This window comes from Cupriavidus sp. MP-37 (assembly GCF_020618415.1).
In the GTDB taxonomy this organism is placed as follows: domain Bacteria; phylum Pseudomonadota; class Gammaproteobacteria; order Burkholderiales; family Burkholderiaceae; genus Cupriavidus.
This window is the reverse complement of sequence record NZ_CP085344.1, coordinates 1,447,692-1,468,070: the sequence shown is the minus strand read 5'-3', so window position 1 is coordinate 1,468,070 and position 20,379 is coordinate 1,447,692. Positions and strand designations below refer to the sequence as shown.

Sequence of the window (20,379 nt, the reverse complement as noted above, 5' to 3'; positions counted from 1 at the left end):
TCGAAAGGGTGTTGACGAAGAAAAGAGAAACTGGCTATAATTTCTTTCTCAGCTGTTCCCCGATAGCTCAGTCGGTAGAGCGACGGACTGTTAATCCGCAGGTCCCTGGTTCGAGCCCAGGTCGGGGAGCCAACCGATACGGAAGCCCGGTGCAAACGCACCGGGCTTTTTCGTTTTCCGCCTGGTTCGCCATCAGGCGCGAAGCCGGGCGCCGCGGCACATCCGGCCGCACCGCCCTCTTCTCTTTCCCTATCCTTGCAACGACGGTGCCGCGGCCTCCAGCGCCGCGACGATGCCTTGCGCATTGATTTCGACGCGGTGCAGCGGCCCTGCCACCGACAGGCCATAAGTCGCGCCGCCGATTGTCACCGGCACGGCAATGGCGCCCAGGTCGGGAAACGATTCGCCGAAGTTCGGATACCAGCCCTGCTTCTGCCAGCCTTGCATGGCCGCTTCCAGCGCCTGCGCCGAGCCGATGGTGCGCGGCGTGCGCGTGGCAAACGACGCGCCTGACAGCAGTTCGGCGCGCGCGCCGGGCGTCAGCGTGCCGAGGATGGCGCGGCCGATCGAATTGACATGCGCATCGCGCAGATCGCCCGGCGCGGCGATATAGCGCACCGGGTTGGGGGATTCGCGCACTTCCAGATACAGCACGCGCCCGTCGTCCTGCAGCTTGCCGAACACCACGGTCTCGCCGGTGGTGTCGCGCAGCGATTCCAGCACCGGCTGCACGCGCTCCAGCAGCGGGTCGTTGCGGGCGATGCGCTGCGCGATATCGAGCAGCCGGCGCGTCGGGTAGTAGCCCTGGCGGCGGCCGGTTTCGTAGAGATAGCCCAGCGAGGCCAGCGTGCGGATCAGCCCCAGGCAGCTCGACATCGGCGCGCCCAGCAGCTTGGCCAGCTCGGTCAGCGTCAGCGAGCGCCCTTCGCGCGCATAGATTTCCATGATCTCGATCACGCGCAGCGCCGTCTTGACGCTGCCGTAACCGGATTTCTCCGCCGCTTCGTTTGCTGCCATCGTTTGGCTTCCTCGACTTCAGTATCCGTTGGCCGGGATTGTACGCGGCGGCAGCGCGGGTCAGTCCTCCGTGCCCTGCGCTGGCGGCAAGGCCTGCGGCCAGCTGCGGATATTGCCGGGCGTGCGCGAGAAGCGCGTGGGAATGCCCACGCCGCGCAGGCGCCCTTCGCTCGGATGGTCGTACTCGAACATCATGCCGGTGGCGCGCAGGTGCGGGTCGTCGGCGAGGCTGTCGAAGTGCGGCACCTCGCTGTGCGGGATGTCGGCATCGCGCAGCAGCGCCAGCCATTCGGCGGTGGTGCGCTGCGCGACGATCTCGGCCAGCGTGGCATAGAGCGCATCGATATTGGCGCTGCGCGCGGCCGGCGTGGCGTAGCGCGGATCGCTCGCCAGCGGCGCATGGCCGGAGACATCGAAGAAGCGCTGCCATTGCGCGCTGGTGTACGGCAGCAGCGCGATATGCCCGTCGCGGGTGCGGTACGGCTTGCGGTGCAGCGACATCACGCGCGGATAGCCGGCCGGCCCCAGCGCCGGCACGAAGGTCTGCCCGGCCAGTTGCTCGGTCGCCAGGAACGACACCAGCGTCTCGAACATCGGCACCTCGATGGCCTGGCCGCGGCCGGAGCGCTCGCGCTCGTACAGCGCCATCGGGATCGCGTAGGCCACGGTCAGCCCGGCGACCTTGTCGGCGAGGATGGTGTTGACGTACTGCGGCCCTTCGTTGGAGTTGGCGCCCTGGAACTGCGCCATGCCGCTGCGCGCCTGGATGATGTCGTCGAACGCCGGCGCGCCGGCGTACGGCCCTGACTCCGAATAGCCATAGGCGCCGCAGTAGATCAGCCGCGGATGGTCCGCGCACAGCGAGGCATAGTCGAGCCCGAGCTTGCGCAGCGACTGCGGCCGCACGTTCGAGACAAAGACATCGGCGCCGGCGATCAGCGCCTTCAGCGCCGCCAGGTCGTCGGGCTGCTTCACGTCCAGCACCACGAACTGCTTGTTCCGGTTCAGGTTGAGGAAGCTGGCGCCCATGGCGGCGTGCCGCGCCGGCTCGGCGTGGCGGAACACGTCGCCGGCGGGCGGCTCGACCTTGATCACCTCGGCGCCCATGTCGCCGAGGATCTGCGTGGCATACGGCCCCATCGCCACCGAGGTCATGTCGATCACGCGGACCCCGGCCAGCGGCCCGGTCGGCGCACTGGCCTGTGCTGGCTTGTCTGGCATCGGCGCTCCCGCTCAGTACGACTTGGGCAAGCCCAGCACGCGCTCGGCGATAAAGCACAGGATCAGCTGCGGGCTGACCGGCGCGATGCGCGGGATATACGATTCGCGCAGCAGCCGCTCGACGCGGTACTCGCGCGAATAGCCCATGCCGCCCAGCGTCAGGATCGCGGTCTGGCAGGCATTGTGGCCGGCCTCGGCGGCGAGGTACTTGGCGGCATTGGCCTCGGCCCCGCACGACTGGCCCGCGTCGTAGCGGGCCGCGGCCTTGAGCATCATCAGGTTGGCCGACTCCAGCTGCATCCAGGCCTGCGCCAGCGGATGCTGCACGCCCTGGTTCATGCCGATGGGGCGGCCGAACACCACGCGCTCCTTGGCGTACTGCGTGGCGATGGCCAGCGCCGCGCGGCCCAGCCCGATGGCTTCGGCGGCGATCAGGATGCGCTCCGGGTTGAGCCCGTGCAGGATGTACTCGAAGCCCTTGCCCTCTTCGCCGATGCGGTCTTCGTCGGGGATGAACAGGTCGTCGATGAACAGCATGTTGGTGTCGACGGCGGCGCGGCCCATCTTGTCGATCTCGCGGATCTCGATCTTGCTGCGGTCGACCCGGGTGTAGAACAGCGACAGCCCCTCGGTCGATTTCTTCACCGACTCCAGCGGCGTGGTGCGCGCCAGCAGCAGCATGCGGTCGGCCACCTGCGCGGTCGAGATCCAGATCTTGCGCCCGCTCACCGAATAGCCGCCGGGCACCTTGCGCGCAAAGGTCTTGAGCTTGGTGGTGTCGAGCCCCGCGTCGGGCTCGGTCACGCCGAAGCAGGCCTTTTCCCGGCCGGCGATCAGCGGCGGCAGGAAACGGCCCTTCTGTGCGTCGGTGCCGAACACCACCACCGGGTTCAGGCCGAACACGTTCATGTGCACCGCCGACGCGCCGGTCATGCCCGCGCCCGACTGCGAGATGGTCTGCATCACCAGCGCCGCTTCCAGGATGCCCAGCCCCGCGCCGCCGAAGGCCTCGGGCATGGCCACGCCGAGCCAGCCGCCTTCGCACAGGGTCTTGTAGAACTCGTGCGGATAGGTGCCGGACTTGTCGAGGCGGTCCCAGTATTCCATGTCGAACTGCGCGCAGACCTGCTGCACGGCCTCGACGATGGAGGCCTGTTCTTCGGAGAGATCGAAATTCATCGCGTTACCTGCTTGCTGTCGTTGTCGGTTCGATGGTGTCTTATTCCGGCTGGATGCCCGCGTCCTTGACCAGCCGCGCCCACTTCTGCAACTCGGCCACGACGAACTGGTTGAGCTCGGCCGGCGTGCTGCCGAACGGCTCGAAGCCGAGCGCGTGGAACTGCGGCGCATGCTGCTTGCTGGTGGCAATCGCCACCAGCTCGCGGTTCAGCCGCTCGACCACCGGCGCCGGCACCCCGGCCGGCGCGAACACGCCATTCCACGAGGTCACGTCGAAGCCCTTCAGTTCCGGCACGCTCGCCAGCGGCGGCAGGTCCGGCAGCAGCGCGCTGCGCTGCGCGGTGGTCACCGCCAGCGCGCGCAGCTTGCCGGCGCGCACGTTGGCGATGCCGGCGGCAAAGTCGACGAACATCGCCTGCACCTGGCCGCCCATCACGTCGGTCATCGCCGGCGGCGTGCTCTTGTAGGGCACGTGCAGCATCTTCAGCCCCGCCATCTTCGACAGCGTCGCGCCCGAGACGATGCCGGTGCTGTTGCCGCTGGCATAGCTCAGGCCCGGATGCGCCTTGGCGTAGTCGACGAACTCGCGCAGGGTCTTGACCGGCAGCGCCGGGTTGACAACCAGCATGAACGGCAGGTTGCCCATGCGCGAGATCGGCGTGAAATCCTTGACCGGGTCATAACGCAGCTGCTTCATCAGCGACGGGTTGGCCGAATGCGTGGTGTTGGTGGTCATGAACAGCGTGTAGCCGTCGGCGGGCGCCTTGGCCACGAACTCGGCGGCGATGGTGCCGTTGGCGCCGGGCTTGTTGTCGACCACCACCGGCTGCTGCAGCGACTCGCCCAGGTACTTCGCGGTCAGGCGCGCCACCGCATCGGTGCCGCTGCCGGCGGCAAACGGCACCACCAGGCGCAGCGGCTTGGACGGGAATGCGTCGGCGGCCAGCACCGGGGTCGCGGCCAGCGCCGCGCCGCATGCCAGCGCCAGGCCGGCAAAAGCGTTCTTGAAGGACTTCACGGTGGTTGTCTCCTGTAGTTTTGTGCCCTGCCCGTGCCCCCGCCTGTCAGGCGGGACGTATCACGCGTTCAGGGGATTCCTCGTAAGGCGGGGAATAGATCACCAGAATCTTCGCCGGCTCGTCGCTGACCACGGTGAAGATGTGCATCTGGTCCGGCGGGAAGAAGCAGCAATCGCCCGGACCCAGCTCACGGCGCTGGCCGCCGACTTCGGCGACCGCCCGCCCTTCCAGCACGTAGCAGACCTGCTCGATGCCGGGATGCGCATGCGGCAGCGCGCCCTTGCCTTTCTCGATGGTGCCGTGGATCACTTCCAGATGGCGCGAACCAACCGTCTCGGGCCCGATCAGGCGGCGGTTGAGCGTGCCGACATGGTTAGCGGGGTGGTAGCCCTCGACGTCCGCGGTCGAGACGAAATACACGGGTTGCTCCGGCATGCGGGACTCCTGCTTGAATTCATGTTTATGAATAATAGTTTATACACATGAATTTTCCCGTCAAACGTTTTCGACGGGATTGCGGGTTTACCGGGAGCGGATGGCATGGACGAGCGCCGTCCTCACGCGGCGCGTGATCGGTCGGAAACGGAGGTGTGAAGCGGCTTCCGGGACTCAGCCGGCGAAGCGGTATCCCACGCCGACCTCGGTCAGCAGCCACGCCGGCTGGGCCGGATCGGCCTCCAGCTTGTGGCGCAGGTGGCCCATGTAGACCCGCAGGTAGTGGCTGCTGTCGGCATGGGACGGCCCCCATACCTCGCGCAGCAGCTCGCGGTGCGTCATGACCTTGCCGCGGTGCGCCAGCAGCACGGCCAGCAGGCGGTATTCGATCGGGGTCAGGTGCACCGCCTCGCCGCCGCGCGTGACCTGGCGGTTGGCGAGGTCGACCGCAACATCACCGAACGCCACCTGCGCCCGCGCCTGCGCGCCGGCGCGCGCATGCCGGCGCAACAGCACGCGCAGCCGCGCCACCAGCTCACCGACGCCAAAGGGCTTGGTCAGGTAGTCGTCGGCGCCGGCGTCGAGCGCGCGGATCTTCTCGGTCTCGTCGGTGCGCGCCGACAGCACCAGCACCGGCACTTCGGTCCAGGTGCGCAGCTCGCCGATCATCGAGACGCCGTCGCCGTCGGGCAGGCCCAGGTCCAGGATCACCAGGTCCGGCTGGCGCGTGCCGGCCTCGATCAGGCCGCGCTGCAGCGAATCGGCCTCGTGCACGGTGCAGCCCTCGTCCTGCAGCGCCGCGCGCACGAAGCGGCGGATATGGGGCTCGTCTTCCACCAGCAGCACCGTGGGCGAAAACTCGAATGGCATGACGCGTCGCTTCCTTGCAAGTTTGGCGGATTCAGGCCGGCAGGCCGGCCGCTTCGGGCTCCAGCACCGGCGGGGTGCCGCGCGGCAGCGTGACCACGAAGCGCGCCCCGGATCCCCCGGCCTGCGCCGGATGCACCGGCTCGACCCGGATGCTGCCGCCGTGCGCCTGCACGGTCGCGTCGCACACGGCCAGCCCCAGGCCCACGCCGCTGGTGGCGGATTCGCGCTCGCCGCGCGTGAATTTCTCGAACACCTGGCGCGCCATCGCGGCCGGCACGCCGGGGCCGTCGTCCTCGACGATCAGGTGCACGGCGCTTTCGCTCACCTCGCCGCGCAGCCGGATCTCGGTGCCCGGCGCGGTGTACTTGGCGGCGTTCTCGAGCAGGTTGCACAGCACGCGCTCGATCAGCACGCCGTCGCACTCCACCAGCGGCAGCGCCGACAGGTCGGCGACCACCACGCGGTGCCGCGCCAGCGCATCGCGCAGCGACGCCAGCGCCGCGCCGGCGAGTTCTTCGAACGACTGCCATGACTTGCGCAGCGCCACGTTGTGGCTCTGCAGCCGTGCCATGTCGAGCAGGTTGGCCACCATCGCATGCATGCGCCGCGCCTGGTCGCGCATGGCGCCAACCGTGTCGGCCACCGCCGGTGCCAGCGGCGGCGTGCCGCGCTGCAGGGTCTCGGCCATGCCGATCAGGCTGGTCAGCGGCGTGCGCAGGTCGTGCGACACCGCGGCCAGCAGCGAGCTGCGCAGGCGCTCGGATTCCATCGTCAGCAAGGCCTGCTGCGCGACCTCGACGTAATGCAGCCGCTCCAGCGCGATCGCGATCAGCGTGGCGAAGACATCGGCCTGGCGCCGCAGCGCCGGCTGCGCAAAGGCACGCCAGGCGCGGGGCTCGACCGCGAGCACGCCGCGCACCTGCATCGGCGCCTTCAATGGCAGGTACAGCACCGTGCCCGCCGGCAGCGTGTCGGTGCCGGTGCCGGCCGGCTGGCCGTGGTCGAACACCCATTGCGCCAGCACATGGTCGATCGCGTCGCTCTGCGCGGCGACGCCGGCTTGCGCATTGCTCTCTGCATCGGTTGCGGCAGGCAGCAGCCGCCCTTGCGCGCCGGCCAGGAAGAATGCCGCGCGCGCATCGAACGCCGCCCGCAGGAAGCGGCTGCCGATGGAAACGATCTGCGCATCGGTCAGCGCCGCCGACAGTTCGCGCGCCAGCTCGTACAGCGTGCGTGCATCGGTCTCGCGCTGGACCGACACGCGCGCCTGCTCGCGCAACCCGGCGGTAAGCTGCCCGATCACCAGTCCCACCGCCAGCATCACCAGGAAGGTCACCAGGTACTGCACGTCGCTGACCGCGAACGACAGCCGGGGCGGCACGAAGAAATAGTCGAACGCGCCGACCGCCACCAGCGCGGCGAAAGCGCCGGCGGTGCGCCCGTGGCGCAGCGCCACCCCCGCCACCGCCAGCAGGAACAGCATGGCGATATTGACCAGGTCGAACCATGGCAGCGCCAGCGCCGACAGCGCGGTGGCGCCGGCGCACCAGGCCACCGCCCACAGCAGGCCGGGCCACTGTGCCGGACCGGCTCCGTCACCTTGCGCTTCGATGCCACGCGCGCCGCGGGCGGCATCGGGCGCGTCATGCCGGACCCCGTCGGCGGCGACGCGGATCACGTCGACCTCCGGACACGCGGCCGCCAGCGCGTCGGCAAAGCTGCTGCGCCCGAACAGCCAGGCGCGCGCGCCCAGCCACGGCGCCAGCGCCCGCGCCAGCCAGCCGTGCAGGCGGCCCGGCAGCGTACCGCCGCTGTCGTCCCAGCGCGCCGGCGTGCGGCCGATCAATACCTTGGTCAGGTTGTGCCGCCGCACATAGCCGGCCACCGCCGCGACCATGTCGCTGCCGGCCAGGGTCTCGGTGCGCGCGCCCAGCGACTCGGCCAGCCGCATCGCCTCGTCGAGCTGCGCGCGCGGCGTGTCGGGCACCGGCGCCAGCCGCGGCACCGACACCGTCACCACATGGCAGTCGCAATCCAGCTGCGCCGCCAGCCGGCGCGCGCTGCGCACCACCTGCGCGGCATCGCTGCCGTGGCCGATGCAGGCCAGCACCGCTTCGCGCGTGCGCCACACCGGCTCGATCGACGCTTGCCGGCGGTAGGCGCGCACATCGTCGTCGACACGGTCGGCGGTGCGGCGCAGCGCCAGCTCGCGCAGCGCGATCAGGTTGCCCTTGCGAAAGAAATGCTGCTGCGCGTGGCGGGCCTGCTCCGGCACGTACACACGGCCTTCGCGCAGGCGGCGCAGCAGTTCGTCGGCGGGCAGGTCGACCAGCACCACTTCGTCGGCCTCGTCGAAGACCGCGTCGGGCACGGTCTCGCGCACGCGGATGCCGGTGATGCCGGCCACCGCCTGGTTCAGGCTGTCGAGGTGCTGGACATTGACGGTGGTCCAGACGTCGATGCCGGCCGACAGCAGCTCGGCAATGTCCTGCCAGCGCTTGGGATGGCGGCTGCCGGGCGCGTTGCTGTGGGCCAGTTCGTCGACCAGCACCAGGGCCGGCCGGCGCGCCAGCGCCGCGTCGAGATCGAATTCCTGCAGTGCACGGCCGCGATGGTCGAGTGCGCGCCGCGGCAGTTGCTCGAGGCCTTCGGCCAGCGCCTCGGTCTCGGCGCGGCCATGGCTTTCGACCACGCCCACCACGACGTCGCCGCCCTGTTCGCGCAGCGCGCGTGCCGCCGCCAGCATGGCAAAGGTCTTGCCGACGCCGGCCGAGGCGCCGAAGTAGATGCGCAGGCGTCCGCGCGCGGCGCGTTCGCCATCGGCCTGCAGCCGTTGCAGCAGGTGGTCGGGATCGGGGCGGAGGTCGTCGGCTGGGCGCGCAGGCATGGTGGGCGCGCTCACGTGACGGCAGTGCGAGCGCAGCCAGATTGTGCCATGCGGGCCGGCGCATGGCCCGCATGGCCCGCCGCCTCAGCGCGCCGCCAGCGCATCGAGTGCCAGGTTCAGCCTCAGCACGTTGACACCGGCCTCGCCCAGCACCGGCAGCAGCGGCTTGTCGGTATGCGTCGCGATCAGCGCACGCACCTGCGCCAGCGGCAGGCCGCGCGCCCGCGCCACGCGCGCCGCCTGGTACTCGGCCGCGGCCACGCTGATATGCGGGTCCAGGCCGCTGCCGGAGGCAGTGACCAGGTCCACCGGCACCGGCGCGGTGTTGCCGGGATCGGCCGCGCGCAGCGCGTCGAGGCGCGCGCGTGCCGCGTCGGCCAGCGCCGGATTCGACGGCCCCAGGTTGGAGCCGCCGGACGCGCCGCCGTTGTACGGCATCGGCGCGGTCGCCGAGGGCCGGCCCCAGAAATCCCCGGGCGCGGAGAACGGCTGGCCGATCAGCTCGGATCCCAGCACCTTGCCGTCGCGCACGATCAGCGAACCGGCCGCCTGGTGCGGAAAGAGCGCGGCGGCAATCGCCGTGATCGCCGCGGGGTACAGCAGGCCGGTCAGCAGCGACAGCGCCAGCAGGATGACCAGCGCCGGGCGCATCAGGCCGCCCTGCCCTTCGGTTGGTGCAGCGCGTGCGGTGTCGACAGTGATTGGATTGGACATGTCTGCTCCGGGAATGGTTGGCATCGGTCAGGCCCAGCCCATGGCGGCCAGACCCAGGTCGATCAGCTTGATGCCGGCAAACGGCACCGCGATGCCGCCCAGCCCGTACACCAGCAGGTTGCGGCGCAGCAGCGCGGCGGCTCCGAGGGCGCGGTAGCGCACCCCGCGCAGCGCCAGCGGGATCAGCACCACGATGATCAGCGCGTTGAAGATCACCGCCGACAGGATTGCCGAGGCCGGCGTCGCCAGCCCCATCACGTTGAGCAGGCCGAGTTGCGGATAAGTGGTGGCAAAGGCCGCGGGAATGATGGCGAAATACTTGGCCAGGTCGTTGGCCACGCTGAAGGTGGTCAGCGCGCCGCGGGTCATCAGCATCTGCTTGCCGATGCCGACGATCTCGATCAGCTTGGTCGGGTTGCTGTCGAGGTCGACCATGTTGCCGGCCTCGCGCGCGGCCTGCGTGCCGCTGTTCATGGCGACGGCCACGTCGGCCTGCGCCAGCGCCGGGGCGTCGTTGGTGCCGTCGCCGGTCATCGCCACCAGCCGCCCTTCGGCCTGGTACTGGCGGATCAGCGCCAGCTTGGCTTCGGGCGTGGCCTCTGCGAGGAAGTCGTCGACGCCCGCCTCGGCGGCGATCGCGGCGGCGGTGAGCCGGTTGTCGCCCGTGATCATCACGGTGCGGATGCCCATGCGGCGCAGTTCGCCGAAGCGCTCGCGGATGCCGCGCTTGACCGTGTCCTTCAGCTCCACCACACCCAGCACGCGCACCTCGGCCCCGGCCAGTTCGGCCACCACCAGCGGCGTGCTGCCGGCCCGCGCCACGTCCTCGACCGCGTGCGTGACCGCGTCGGGAAACTTGCCCGCATGCTCGGCCACGTAGCGGCGCACGGCATCGGCCGCGCCCTTGCGCACGCATCGCCGCGACGCGCCCTCGCCGAGGTCGACACCGCTCATGCGCGTCTGCGCGCTGAACGGCACGAACACGGGCCGCGCCACGCCCATGCCGGGCGCCTCGACCCCGGCCTGCTGGCGCGCCAGCGCCACGATGCTGCGGCCCTCCGGGGTTTCATCGGCCAGCGACGACAGCCATGCTGCGGCCGCCAGCTGGCGCTCACCCACGCCCGGCGCCGGCAACAGCCGCGCGGCCTGGCGGTTGCCGAGCGTGATCGTGCCGGTCTTGTCGAGCAGCAGCACGTCGACGTCGCCGGCGGCTTCCACCGCGCGGCCCGAGGTGGCGATCACGTTGGCCGCCATCATGCGGCTCATGCCGGCCACGCCGATCGCCGACAGCAGTCCGCCGATGGTGGTCGGGATCAGGCACACCAGCAGCGCCACCAGCACGGTCACGGTGACCGGCAGCCCAGCGCCCGTCGCCAGCACGCTGTAGGCCGAGAACGGCAGCAGCGTGGCGGTGGCCAGCAGCAGCACCATCGACAGCCCGACCAGCAGGATGGTCAGCGCCAGCTCGTTGGGGGTCTTCTGGCGCCGCGCGCCTTCGACCATCGAGATCATCCGGTCGATAAAGCTCTCGCCGGGATTGGTGGTAATGCGCACCACGATCCAGTCGGACAGCACGCGGGTGCCGCCGGTGACCGACGAGAAATCGCCGCCGGATTCGCGGATCACCGGTGCCGACTCGCCGGTGATGGCGCTTTCGTCGACCGAGGCCACGCCTTCGATGACCTCGCCGTCGCCGGGGATCATGTCGCCGGCCTCGGCCAGCACCACGTCGCCGCGGCGCAGCGTGGTGGCCGGGCGCACCTGCACGGCGCTGTCGCGGCGGCCCTCGGTCAGCACGCGCGCGCTCGCGGTGCTTTTCAGCCCGCGCAACGACGCAGCCTGCTGGCGGCTGCGCCCTTCGGCCAGGGCTTCGGCAAAGTTGGCAAAGAGCACGGTGACCCACAGCCAGATCGTCACCGCGACGATAAAGCCGGCGCTTTCGCTGGCGTGCGGCAGCGGCGACACCAGCGCGCGCACGGCCAGCAGCGTGGTCAGGATGGCGCCGGCGTAGACCACGAACATCACCGGGTTGCGCAGCTGCTCGCCCGGCGACAGCTTGCGCAGCGCCGCGAGCAGCGCCGGGCGCACCAGTTCGGGTGCCAGCAGGCGGCGCGGCGCGCGCGCGGGATCGTGGACGGCGCAGTGGTCGGCGCCGTGGTCGGCGCCGTCTGCGGCGCGGTCAGGGGCGGCCTGGGGCCGCGTGCTCAGGGTATCGGGTTGCATGATGGAAACAGGTTCGCGAGTGGCGATGCGTCAGGACAGGCGTTCAGCGCGCGGCGCCCGCCAGCACGCCTTGCAGGTGTTCGGCAACGGGCCCCAGCGCCAGCGCCGGGACATAGGTCAGCGCGCCCACCATCAGCACGGCGCCGGCCAACAGCACCACGAACAGCGCGCCGTGCGTGGGCATGGTGCCGCCGCTGGCGGGCAGCTTCGGCTTGGCCGCCAGCGAACCCGCCAGCGCCAGCACCGGGATCACGATCCAGAAGCGGCCGAACCACATCGCCGCGGCCAGCAGCGTGTTGTAGAACGGGGTGTTGGCCGACAGGCCGGCGAAGGCGCTGCCGTTGTTGTTGGCCGCCGACGACAGCGCGTAGAGGATCTCGGAAAAGCCGTGCGTGCCCGGGTTGAGCACGCCCGCGCGGCCCGCGCCCGCCATCACCGCCACCGCCGTGCCCAGCAGCACCAGCAGCGGCGTGACCAGGATCACGATCACGGTCATCTTCATCTCGAAGGCCTCGATCTTCTTGCCGAGGTATTCCGGCGTGCGGCCGATCATCAGGCCGGCGATGAACACCGCCAGCACCGCATAGACCAGCATGCCGTACAGCCCGGAGCCGACCCCGCCGAACACCACCTCGCCCAGTTGCATCAGCAGCATCGGCACCATGCCGCCCAGCGCGGTGAAGGAATCGTGCATGGCATTGACCGCGCCGCACGACGCCGCCGTGGTGACGGCCGCGAACAGCGCGGAAGCGGCCACGCCGAAGCGCGTTTCCTTGCCTTCCATGTTGCCGCCGGCCTGCAGCGCGGAGCCGGCGTGGTCCAGCGGCAGCGCGGACAACACCGGTCCGGCGCGCTGCTCGGCGAGCGCGGCCAGGCAGGCCATGGCGACGAACAGCAGCGTCATCGCCGCCAGCACCGCCACGCCCTGGCGGCGGTCCTGCACCATCTCGCCGAAGGTGAAGCACAGCGCGGCGGGGATCAGGAAGATCGCCAGCATCTCGATCAGGTTGGACAGCGCGGTCGGGTTCTCGTACGGATGCGCGGAGTTGGCGTTGAAGAAGCCGCCGCCGTTGGTGCCCAGCATCTTGATCGCTTCCTGCGAGGCCACCGGCCCCATCGGCAGCGTCTGCGTGTGCGCGGTAGCCGCACGGGTCAGCGCCTGGCCCTGCGCATCCGCGACCGGGACGCCGGCGGCGTCCGTCACCGGCTGGCTGTAGGCCACCGGACGCAGCAGCGTGGCATCGCGATAGCCGCTGAAGTTCTGGATCACCCCCTGGCTGGCGAGCGCCAGCGCAATCGCCGATGCCAGCGGCACCAGCACGTACAGCGTGATGCGCGTCAGGTCGACCCAGAAGTTGCCGATGCCGCCCGCGCGCTGGCGCGCAAACCCGCGGATCAGCGCGAACACCACCGCAATGCCGGTGGCCGCGGAGACAAAGTTCTGCACGGTCAGCGCCAGCATCTGCGTCAGGTAGCTCATGGTCGATTCGCCGGCATAGCCCTGCCAGTTGGTATTGGCGACGAAGCTGACGGCGGTGTTGAAGGCCGAATCCGGCGACACCGCACCAAAGCCCTGCGGGTTCAGCGGCAGCCATCCCTGCAGGCGCTGCAGCGCATACACGGACACCGCGCCGAGCAGGTTGAAGGCAAGCACGGCCAGCGCGTAGCGCCGCCAGTCCATCTGCGCGCCGCCCTGCACGCCGGCGAGCCGGTACAGGGCGCGCTCGAGCGGACGGCCCCAGGCGGTCAGCCGATAGCCGCTGTCTTCGACCGCGCGGCGCAGGTAGCGGCCCAGCCATGGCGCCAGCGCCAGCAGGATCGCCAGGTAAAGGGCCAGCAGGCCCGGGAAATCGGTCGGCATCAGAACTTCTCCGGACGGCACAGCGCAAGCAGCAGGTAGAGGAAGATGGCCACGGCAAGCGCGCCGGCCAGCAGTTCGGTCCAGTCCATCAACGCTCTCCGCCGGTGGTTGCGTCCGCTTGCGGACCGTCCGCCGGCGACAGCGGCCGCGCCGGGCCGCACAGCCATGCGCATAGCGCGATCAGGGCGACGCTGGCGGCGCCGAAGGCAATCAGAACGAGCAGGAACATCGCATCCATGACGAGCACAATCGTGAGTGGCAGACGTCACCCAGATTAGGGATGCGCGGATAAAAACGGGGTAGAAAGACCCGTTGCGGCCATAAAAACGGTATAAAGACGCCTCGCGGGTCCACGCTGAGACTGCAGCTCGCCTGAAGTGCCTCGAAGACAACTATCCGGCCCGGCCGCTGCGCGTACATTGCACTGCATTCTTGACAGCGCCGTCGTATACATGCCATAGTTACGGGCGTATAGCATTCATGGAAACCGGTACTGTCAGGCTCCAGTTGTGTTCGGACCTGGCGCTATCACCCCTGACACTGGTTGCACGGACTGAAACGTCCACATCTTTCAGGTTCGCGGGGGCGCACCAGGGCATCGGCCCGGCGTGCAATACCAGTCGCTCCGGCGACCGCAGTTTCCCCCCGTGTGAACCAGCCGCCCCGGCGGCAATCCCCTAAAGGACTGAATTGACTAAGATCGTCTTGAAACCCGGTGAGCCCGTTGAAGTTGCAATGCGGCGTTTCCGTCGTGCCATTCTGCAGACTGGCCTGATCGTTGAACTCAAGAGCCGTACCGCTTACGAGAAGCCGACGACCGAGCGCAAGCGCAAGAAGAAGGCCGCCGAAGCACGCCTGCGCAAGCGCCTGCGCATGCAGATGCTGCCGAAGAAGATGTACTGATTCCGGTACGCTTCGCTGCCTGGCCTGGTCAGGCAAGAAAACCGCCAGTTCGCTGGCGGTTTTTTTATGCCCGCGCCTGCTGCACCGCGCCAACTGAGGCCGGCGCCGATGACCGGCATAATGGCGGATATTGCGCCGTTGCGGCGCCACACCGGACCCTGCCTTGACTGCCATCCTCGAGTTGCGCAAGGTGCGCAAGCAATACGGCGACACGGTCGTGGTCGACGACCTCGACCTCCAGGTCTTCCGCGGCCAGTGCTTCGGCCTGCTGGGCCCCAACGGCGCCGGCAAGACCACCACGCTGCGACTGCTGCTGGGGCTGACCACGCCCCTGGCGGGCACGCTGACGCTGTGCGGCGAGCCCATCCCCGAGCGCGCGCCGCAGGCGCGCATGCGCGTGGGCGTGGTGCCGCAGTTCGACAATCTCGACCCGGACTTCTCGGTGATCGAGAACCTGCGCATCTTCGGCCGCTACTTCGGGCTGTCGTCGGCCGAAATCGAGCGCCGCGTACCGATGCTGCTGGAATTCGCGCGCCTGGAAAACCGCGCTGACGCGCAAGTGCGCGACCTCTCCGGCGGCATGCGCCGGCGCCTGACCGTGGCGCGCGCGCTGATCAACGACCCGGACCTGCTGGTGATGGATGAGCCCACCACCGGCCTCGATCCGCAGGCGCGCCACCTGATCTGGGAGCGGCTGAAATCGCTGATGGCCAGCGGCAAGACCATCCTGCTGACCACGCACTTCATGGAAGAAGCCGAACGGCTGTGCAACTACCTGTGCGTGATCGACGGCGGCCGCAAGATCGCCGAAGGCAAGCCGCACGAGCTGATCGACAGCCAGATCGGCTGCGACGTGGTCGAGGTCTATGGCGATGAACTCGACACGCTGCGCGGCACGCTGACGCCACTGGCGCAGCGCACCGAAATGAGCGGCGAGACGCTGTTCTGCTATGTGCGCGAGCCCGCCCCGCTGCTGGCGGCGCTGCACGGCAGGAGCGGTGTGCGCTACCTGCACCGCCCGGCCAACCTCGAGGACGTGTTCCTCAAGCTGACCGGCCGCGAGATGCGCGACTGAATGCGGGACTGAATGCGGAACTGAACCAAGGGACGACATGAGCGAACAGGATCCCCGCGCGGACGCCGCCGACGCCTCCGCTGCCGCCGGCACCGCGCTGCGGCAGACCTATCCGCAGCCGCTGCTGCCGCGCAACCTGCGCAACTGGATGATGGTCTGGTACCGCAACTACATGGTGTGGAAGAAGCTGGCCATCCCGTCGATGATCGGCAACCTGGCCGACCCGATGATCTACCTGTTCGGGCTGGGCCTCGGGCTGGGGCTGATGGTCGGCCAGGTCGACGGCGTGTCGTATATCGCCTTCCTGGCGGCCGGCACCACCGCGTCCAGCGTGATGATGTCGGCCAGCTTCGAGTCGATGTACTCGGCGTTCTCGCGCATGCATGTGCAGCGCACCTGGGAAGCCATCATGCATGCCCCGCTGACGCTGGGCGACGTGGTGCTCGGCGAAATCGCCTGGGCCGCCAGCAAGGCGGTGCTGTCCGGGCTGGCCATCATGCTGGTGGCGGGCGCGCTCGGCTATGCGCAGATGCCGGGCGCGCTGCTGGCGCTGCCGGTGATCGTGCTGGCCGGGATTGCCTTTGCCGCGCTGGCGATGATCGTCACTGCGCTGGCGCCCAGCTACGACTTCTTCATGTTCTACCAGACCCTGGTGATGACGCCGATGCTGCTGCTGTCGGGCGTGTTCTTCCCGCTGGAGCAATTGCCCGAGGGCGTGCAGACCGCCACCGAGCTGCTGCCGCTGGCGCACGCCGTGGCGCTGATCCGCCCGCTGATGCTGGGCCGCCCGGTCGATGGCGCCGGCCTGCACCTGGCGGTGCTAGCGGCCTATGCGGTGGCCGCGCTGGTGGTATGCCTGGTGCTGCTGCGCCGCCGGCTGCTGCGCTGACTCCGCCCCATGCCAGGCTCAACCACGACCAAGAGTTTCATGCCGTCTTTATTTCCCCGCTTGCGTCGCAAGCCGCGCAACGATAGCGCAACCTCCGCCACCCTGCCGCGCATCGCGCTGATGCTGGCGAACGCCTGCGCCGTCGCGACGCTGTCCGGCTGCATGGTGGTCGGTGCTACCGTGGCGGTCGGCAGCGCCGCGGTGTCGACGGTGGCGACGGTAGGCTCGGCCGCGGTCAGCGTGGCCTCGACCGCGGTCGGCGCCACCTACGACGTCACCGCCGCCGGCGTGAAGGCGATGGCCGGCAGCGATGAGCCCGCTGCGCAAGCGCCGGCACCGCAAGGGCCGGCCTTGCAAGAACCGGCCCCGGTGGTCGCGGCGACAGAGTAGCGCCTCAGTCGCCCAGGCCGCGCAGCAGGTCAGCCTTCAGGTCCTCGACCGATTCCAGACCCACCGCCAGGCGGATCAGCCCTTCGCCGACGCCCGCGGCCGCCTTGGCCTCGGGGCTGACGCGCGCATGCGTGGTGGTGTACGGGTGCGTGATGGTGGTGCGGGTGTCGCCCAGGTTGCCGGTGATCGAGCACAGCCGGGTGTTGTCGATCACGCGCCAGGCATTGGCACGCTGCTGCTCGGGCGTCGCGCCCTTGAGCTCGAACGACACGATCGCGCCGCCGCCGCTTTGCTGGCGCATGGCAATCTGGTGCTGCGGATGCGACGCCAGCGCCGGGTGGAACACGCGCGCCACCGCCGGATGCGATTCCAGGAACTGCGCCAGCGCCAGCGCGCTGGCCGAATGGCGCTCCATGCGGATCGCCAGCGTCTCCATGCCCTTGAGCAGCACCCAGGCATTGAAAGCCGACAGCGTCGGCCCGGCGGTGCGGACAAACGGGAACACCTTGCCCATGATGAAGTCGTGCGTGCCCAGCACCGCGCCGCCCAGCACGCGGCCCTGGCCGTCGATATGCTTGGTGGCCGAGTGCACCACGATGTCGGCGCCGAACTTCATCGGCTGCTGCAGCGCGGGCGAGCAGAAGCAGTTGTCGACCACCAGCAGCGCGTTGGCATCGTGGGCAATGTCCGCCACCGCCGCGATGTCAGCCACCTCGGTCAGCGGGTTCGACGGCGTTTCCAGGAAGAACAGCTTGGTGTTCGGGCGGACTGCCGCACGCCACGCTTCCAGGTCGGTCGGATCGACAAAGGTGGTCTCGACGCCGAACTTGCCGAAGATATTGTTGAACAGCGTCATGGTCGAGCCGAAGATCGCGCGCGAGCTGACCAGGTGGTCGCCGGCCTGCATCGACGACAGCACCACCGACAGGATCGCGCTCATGCCCGAGGCGGTCGCCATGCACGCCTGCGCCCCTTCCAACGCGGCCAGGCGCGACTGGAACATCGATACGGTCGGGTTGGTGAAGCGCGAATAGGTGTAGCCCTCTTCCGAGTTGGCAAAGCGCTCGGCGGCCTCGGCGGCGCTGTTGAAGCAGAAGCTCGAGGTCAGGTACATGGCCTCGGAGTGCTCCATGAACTCGCTGCGCAGCGTGCCGGCGCGCACGCCGAGGGTATCGATGCCGAGCGATTCGGGGTTGAGCGGTTGGTTCATGCTGGTGGCGCGGTCGTACCCGCGCGAATGCGATGGTTGTGGCCTGCCGCGGCAAGGCGGCCGGCCATGAAAAAAGCCCGTGCGATCGGATGGTCGGATCGACGGGCTTGCTGTTCTGCGGAGGCCTTCGGCGGGCTGTGGCGGTCGGGCGGCCAGTTGCGCAAGCACTGCGCGCCCCGGCAAACGTTGCAACCCCCATCTCTTTAGCTGTTTCGGGCTGGACCCGCGTCCGCAAGCTGACTATCAAATCGACGCCCGGCCATGTTACGGCCGGGCTTCGCATCCGTCAACGCACGGGCGCGCGGCGCGCGGCTTACTCGTTGCCGCCGGAGCGCTGCAGGTGCAGCGACGAGCGCTCAGTGTCGGCGCCGGTGCCGTCGCGGTCGGCCTGGCTGCGCGCCGTTTCCAGGCGGTCCAGGTAAGCCTCGTCGATATCGCCGGTAACGTAGCGGCCATCGAAGCACGACGCATCGAAGTCCTTCAGCGCGGGGTTGATGTCGCGCACCGCCTGCTTCATCGCCTCGACGTCCTGGTACACCAGCTTGTCCGCGCCGATGATCTTGGCGATCTCTTCGTGGGTGCGGTTGTGCGCCACCAGCTCGCTGCGGGTCGGCATGTCGATGCCGTACACGTTGGGGAACTTCACCGGCGGCGCGGCCGAGGCGAAGATCACCTTGTTGGCGCCGGCGTCGCGCGCCATCTGCACGATCTCGAACGAGGTGGTGCCGCGCACGATCGAGTCGTCGACGATCAGCACGTTCTTGCCCTTGAACTCCACGCCCATGGCGTTGAGCTTCTGGCGCACCGACTTCTTGCGCACCGCCTGGCCCGGCATGATGAAGGTGCGGCCGACATAGCGGTTCTTGAAGAAGCCTTCGCGGTAATTGACGCCCAGGCGGTTGGCCACCTGCATCGCGGCCGGGCGGCTGCTGTCCGGGATCGGCATGACCACGTCGATATCGCCGGCCGACACTTCCTGGCGAATCTTCTCGGCGAGGTAGTCGCCCATGCGCAGGCGCGCGTCGTAGACCGGCACGCCGTCGATGCAAGAATCCGGGCGGGCTAGGTAGACGTATTCGAAGATGCACGGCGTCAGCACCGGGTTGTCGGCGCACTGCTTGCTGTAGAGCTTGCCGTCGAGGTCGATGAAGATGGCCTCGCCCGCCGCCACGTCGCGTTCGAACTTGTAGCCGATGCCTTCCAGCGCCACGGACTCGGAGGCCACCATCCATTCCTTGCCGGTAGGCGTCTCGACGCTGCCCAGGCACAGCGGCCGGATGCCGAACGGGTCGCGCACGGCCAGCATGCCGTAGCCGGCGATCTGCGCCGCGATCGCGTACGAGCCGCGCACGCGCCGGTGCATGCCCGCCACGGCCTTGAAGATCGTTTCCGGATCGAGCGCCATGCCGTTGCTGGCGCGCTGCAGCTCGTCGGCCAGCACGTTCAGCAGCACCTCGGTGTCCGAGTGCGTGTTGATGTGGCGGCGGTCGCGGCGGAACATTTCCTCGCGCAGCTGCTGCCAGTTGGTCAGGTTGCCGTTATGCGCCAGGATGACGCCGTAGGGGGCGTTGACGTAGAACGGCTGCGCCTCTTCCTCGCTCGAGGCCGAGCCGGCGGTCGGGTAGCGCACCTGGCCGATGCCTGCGGTGCCCGGCAGGCCGCGCATATTGCGGGTGCGGAAGACATCGCGCACCAGGCCGTTGGCCTTGTGCATGTGGAAGGTACTGCCGTTGGCGGTGGCGATGCCGGCAGCATCCTGTCCGCGATGTTGCAACAACAGCAGGCTGTCGTAAATCAATTGGTTGACAGGCGTGGCTGAAACCACACCGACGATACCGCACATGCCAAGCTCCCAGGAAAGGCTTTGATTCAGGGGGCGCAGCCCGGCCCGGGATCCTCCGGGCCCGAAGGCCTGCGTTACTACCAGCCGCGCGACGTGCCCGGCCTTATGTCCTATGTCTTCACGTACTTCGCCAGCTCCGGCGGCAGCCATGGCTTGATCGACTCCATGGCCTGCATCACATACGGGCGGCTCACCGCATCGCGCCAGAACGGTTCTTCCGGCAATTTCGTCAGGCTGGCCAGCGTCACCATCACCATCACCAGCAGCACGCCGCGCAGCAGCCCGAACACCAGGCCCAGGCCGCGGTCGGCGGGCTTGAGGCCGGTGCTCTCCAGCAATTGCCCGACCACCATGCCGGCCAGCGAGGCCCCCAGCACGGTGCCGATCAGCAGCACCACGAAGCCCAGCGCATGGCGGGCCAGCTCGCCGCCCGGCAATGACTCGGGCATCCAGCCCGCGGCCACCGCGCCGTAGCGGAACGCCACCCAGAACGCCACCACCCAGCCGATCAGCGACAGCACCTCGCGCACCAGCCCGCGCAGCACGCCCAGCAGGCCCGAGGCCAGCAGGATGAAGACCACGGCATAGTCGAAGAAAGTCGGCTGCATCGTTGCTGGCGGCCGCGCACCCGCGCCGGCCGCGG

General features: G+C 69.1%; 19 protein-coding genes and 1 tRNA gene. 5 read left to right on the top strand and 15 right to left on the bottom strand.

Annotated features, from left to right (window positions below):
* Positions 1-56 precede the first annotated feature (56 nt).
* A tRNA-Asn gene (locus LIN44_RS06870) sits at positions 57-132 on the top strand.
* A 117-nt stretch (positions 133-249) separates the two neighbouring features.
* On the opposite strand, the gene LIN44_RS06865 is transcribed toward LIN44_RS06870, so the two are convergent.
* The 12 genes from LIN44_RS06865 to LIN44_RS06810 form a co-directional block, all read right to left on the bottom strand.
* Positions 250-1,017 (bottom strand): IclR family transcriptional regulator, encoded by a 768-nt coding sequence (locus tag LIN44_RS06865; RefSeq protein WP_227314081.1) that lies wholly within the window; start codon positions 1,015-1,017, stop codon positions 250-252.
* 60 nt (positions 1,018-1,077) lie between these two features.
* Positions 1,078-2,238: a CaiB/BaiF CoA-transferase family protein gene (locus LIN44_RS06860; protein ID WP_227314080.1), complete on the bottom strand. Its 1,161-nt coding sequence runs from the start codon at positions 2,236-2,238 to the stop codon at positions 1,078-1,080.
* 12 nt (positions 2,239-2,250) lie between these two features.
* A complete protein-coding gene (locus LIN44_RS06855) occupies positions 2,251-3,417 on the bottom strand; it encodes an acyl-CoA dehydrogenase family protein (protein ID WP_227314079.1) in 1,167 nt (388 codons plus the stop codon).
* Positions 3,418-3,457: 40 nt separating this feature from the next.
* Positions 3,458-4,435, bottom strand: coding sequence for a tripartite tricarboxylate transporter substrate binding protein (locus LIN44_RS06850; protein WP_227314078.1), 978 nt, complete (start codon positions 4,433-4,435; stop codon positions 3,458-3,460).
* Between the two features lie 46 nt (positions 4,436-4,481).
* Entirely contained in the window at positions 4,482-4,871 is a 390-nt protein-coding gene (locus LIN44_RS06845) for a cupin domain-containing protein (protein ID WP_227314077.1), read from the bottom strand.
* 174 nt (positions 4,872-5,045) lie between these two features.
* The gene (kdpE, locus tag LIN44_RS06840; RefSeq protein ID WP_227314076.1) at positions 5,046-5,741 is read right to left on the bottom strand and encodes a two-component system response regulator KdpE; all 696 of its coding nucleotides are present in this window, start codon (positions 5,739-5,741) and stop codon (positions 5,046-5,048) included.
* Positions 5,742-5,772: 31 nt separating this feature from the next.
* Entirely contained in the window at positions 5,773-8,628 is a 2,856-nt protein-coding gene (locus LIN44_RS06835; protein WP_227314075.1) for a DUF4118 domain-containing protein, read from the bottom strand.
* 84 nt (positions 8,629-8,712) lie between these two features.
* Positions 8,713-9,342, bottom strand: coding sequence for a potassium-transporting ATPase subunit KdpC (gene kdpC / locus LIN44_RS06830; RefSeq protein ID WP_227314074.1), 630 nt, complete (start codon positions 9,340-9,342; stop codon positions 8,713-8,715).
* 27 nt (positions 9,343-9,369) lie between these two features.
* Positions 9,370-11,565: a potassium-transporting ATPase subunit KdpB gene (kdpB, locus tag LIN44_RS06825; protein ID WP_227314073.1), complete on the bottom strand. Its 2,196-nt coding sequence runs from the start codon at positions 11,563-11,565 to the stop codon at positions 9,370-9,372.
* 43 nt (positions 11,566-11,608) lie between these two features.
* Positions 11,609-13,426, bottom strand: a complete 1,818-nt coding sequence (kdpA, locus tag LIN44_RS06820) for a potassium-transporting ATPase subunit KdpA (RefSeq protein WP_227314072.1) — start codon at positions 13,424-13,426, stop codon at positions 11,609-11,611.
* Complete coding sequence (locus tag LIN44_RS06815; RefSeq protein WP_227314071.1) at positions 13,426-13,515, bottom strand: potassium-transporting ATPase subunit F; 90 nt, start codon at positions 13,513-13,515, stop codon at positions 13,426-13,428. The genes kdpA and LIN44_RS06815 overlap by 1 nt, the downstream gene beginning before the upstream one ends.
* On the bottom strand, positions 13,515-13,664 hold the full coding sequence (locus LIN44_RS06810) for a hypothetical protein (protein ID WP_227314070.1): 150 nt from the start codon (positions 13,662-13,664) through the stop codon (positions 13,515-13,517). Before LIN44_RS06810 ends, LIN44_RS06815 begins: the two co-directional genes overlap by 1 nt.
* 452 nt (positions 13,665-14,116) lie before the next feature.
* Between LIN44_RS06810 and rpsU the strand changes: the two genes are divergently transcribed.
* The 4 genes from rpsU (at position 14,117) to LIN44_RS06790 (ending at position 16,683) form a co-directional block, all read left to right on the top strand.
* Positions 14,117-14,329, top strand: coding sequence for a 30S ribosomal protein S21 (rpsU, locus tag LIN44_RS06805; RefSeq protein ID WP_010814647.1), 213 nt, complete (start codon positions 14,117-14,119; stop codon positions 14,327-14,329).
* 163 nt (positions 14,330-14,492) lie between these two features.
* Entirely contained in the window at positions 14,493-15,404 is a 912-nt protein-coding gene (gene nodI / locus LIN44_RS06800; RefSeq protein WP_227314069.1) for a nodulation factor ABC transporter ATP-binding protein NodI, read from the top strand.
* Between the two features lie 37 nt (positions 15,405-15,441).
* On the top strand, positions 15,442-16,293 hold the full coding sequence (locus tag LIN44_RS06795) for an ABC transporter permease (protein ID WP_227314068.1): 852 nt from the start codon (positions 15,442-15,444) through the stop codon (positions 16,291-16,293).
* 39 nt (positions 16,294-16,332) lie between these two features.
* Positions 16,333-16,683 carry a hypothetical protein gene (locus LIN44_RS06790; RefSeq protein ID WP_227314067.1) on the top strand — a complete coding sequence of 117 codons (351 nt, stop codon included), beginning with the start codon at positions 16,333-16,335 and terminating at the stop codon, positions 16,681-16,683.
* 4 nt (positions 16,684-16,687) lie between these two features.
* Here the strand turns inward: LIN44_RS06790 and LIN44_RS06785 are convergent, their stop codons facing one another.
* The 3 genes from LIN44_RS06785 to LIN44_RS06775 form a co-directional block, all read right to left on the bottom strand.
* Positions 16,688-17,893, bottom strand: coding sequence for an O-succinylhomoserine sulfhydrylase (locus LIN44_RS06785; RefSeq protein WP_227314066.1), 1,206 nt, complete (start codon positions 17,891-17,893; stop codon positions 16,688-16,690).
* Between the two features lie 313 nt (positions 17,894-18,206).
* On the bottom strand, positions 18,207-19,736 hold the full coding sequence (gene purF / locus LIN44_RS06780) for an amidophosphoribosyltransferase (protein ID WP_227314065.1): 1,530 nt from the start codon (positions 19,734-19,736) through the stop codon (positions 18,207-18,209).
* 110 nt (positions 19,737-19,846) lie between these two features.
* Positions 19,847-20,344 (bottom strand): CvpA family protein, encoded by a 498-nt coding sequence (locus LIN44_RS06775; protein ID WP_025585719.1) that lies wholly within the window; start codon positions 20,342-20,344, stop codon positions 19,847-19,849.
* Between the last annotated feature and the right edge of the window lie 35 nt (positions 20,345-20,379).